The sequence below is a fragment of the Dietzia sp. DQ11-44 genome (genome assembly GCF_014145205.1).
Taxonomy (GTDB): Bacteria; Actinomycetota; Actinomycetes; order Mycobacteriales; family Mycobacteriaceae; genus Dietzia; species Dietzia natronolimnaea.
Genome location: NZ_JAALEC010000579.1, coordinates 1 through 1,674 on the forward strand (window position 1 = coordinate 1; position 1,674 = coordinate 1,674).

Annotated in this window: 2 protein-coding genes; both read left to right on the forward strand. The window is 72.2% G+C overall.

Going from position 1 to position 1,674, the window contains the following annotated elements; genetic code table 11:
- On the forward strand, positions 1-218 hold a 218-nt coding region (locus tag G6018_RS13680), incomplete at its 5' end, for an acyl-CoA dehydrogenase family protein (RefSeq protein ID WP_277817781.1).
- A complete protein-coding gene (locus tag G6018_RS13685; RefSeq protein WP_182639903.1) occupies positions 215-1,513 on the forward strand; it encodes a phosphotransferase family protein in 1,299 nt (432 codons plus the stop codon). The genes G6018_RS13680 and G6018_RS13685, both read left to right, overlap by 4 nt.
- Positions 1,514-1,674: the final 161 nt, after the last annotated feature.

Consider the following 1,674-nt stretch of genomic DNA (forward strand, 5'->3'; position numbering starts at 1 on the left):
CTAAGATGGCCCAGAAGGTGATCGACATGTCGTTGCAGCTGCACGGTGGCGGCGGGATGAGCGACGACTTCCCACTCGCCGGCGCCTACGCCACCGCGCGCTCGCTCCGCCTGGCCGACGGCCCCGACGAGGTCCACCTCGGTGTGGTCGCCCGGGCGATGCTCGCGCCGTACCGCGACGCCGCCGGAGCCACTACGGATGCAGAGTCGGGCCGATGAGCCGACCGCACGGGGCCTCGCCCCTGAGCCGCAGGATCCCGGGCGCGGGCGCGGTGCGCAGGGAGGACGCGTTCGACGTGGAGGCGGTCGCGGCCTGGCTGCGTTCCGTCACCCCCGACCACGCGGACGTCCTGGCGGGAGTGGACCTGGGTGACGACGACGAGCCGGTCATCCCCGAGGTGAGCCAGTTCTCGGGAGGCGCGTCCAACCTCACCTACGTGTTGCGATATCCCGGCGTGGACCTGGTGCTGCGCCGCCCGCCGACCGGCACCAAGGCCCGCGGCGCCCACGACATGAAGCGCGAGTACCGCGTCCAGTCGGCGCTCCGCCCGGTGTACCCGCTGGTGCCCCGGATGGTGGGGTTCTGCGACGACCAGTCGGTGATCGGGTCCGACTTCTACGTGATGGAGCGACTCGAGGGCACGATCCTGCGCAAGGACCTCCCCCGGGAACTCCGCGCGGACAGGGCCACCATCCGGCGTCTGTCCGAACGGGCGGTCGACGCCCTGGTGGACCTGCACGCCGTCGACGTCCGGGCCGCCGGCCTGGACGACCTCGACCGTGGCGAGGGCTACGTGCGCAGGCAGGTCGAGGGGTGGTCGGCCCGCTACCGCCGCGCGCGGACCCCCGACGTGCCCGACTTCGCGCCGGTGATGAAGTGGCTGGACGCCAATCAGCCGGACGACGTGGGCCACTGCCTGGTCCACAACGACTTCCGCTTCGACAACCTGGTCCTCGACCCCGGCGACGTCACCTCCGTCATCGGCGTCCTGGACTGGGAGATGGCGACCGTCGGTGACCCGCTCATGGATCTGGGTGGCGCCCTGGCCTACTGGGTCGAGGACGGGGACGGCCCGGTGTTCAAGGCGTTCCGGCGCCAGCCCACTCACGCGCCCGGGATGCTCACCCGGTGGGAGGTCGTCGAGCGCTACGCCGAGCGGTCGGGCCTGGCGATCAGCGAGGACGACTGGCGGTTCTACGAGGTCTTCGGACTGTTCCGCCTCGCGGTGATCGCCCAGCAGATCAACCACCGCTTCTTCCACGGTCAGACGACGAATCCGGCGTTCCGCGCGTTCCGGCCCGCGGTGGGGTTCCTCGAACAGCGGTGCCTGCGCATCATCCGCACCGGCGAGGGGCGGCTGACGCCCACCCGGATCAGCCCGCGCGACGTGATCCCGGAGCTGCTCGCGGTGCCCAGGGTCGTCCTGCCGCTGCTCGCGGGCGGGGTGCACGACGCGCGCCAGAAGATCGGCGGGCTCCTCGGTGGCCTGCCGGGGACGGGGAACCGCACGTGACGGGGGTCGATCGCTGATGGGGGCCATCCACCTGGTCCGCCACGGGCAGGCCTCGTTCGGGAGCGGCGACTACGACCGGCTCTCCGAGACCGGCCACCTCCAGGCCCGGCTCACGGGCCGGGACATGGCGGCGCGCGGACTGCGGCCCGACGTGGTGATCC

Bases quoted from the DNA above. Each gene is read 5' to 3' on its own strand.
- G6018_RS13685 (WP_182639903.1), top strand. From the start codon at position 215: ATGAGCCGACCGCACGGGGCCTCGCCCCTGAGCCGCAGGATCCCGGGC.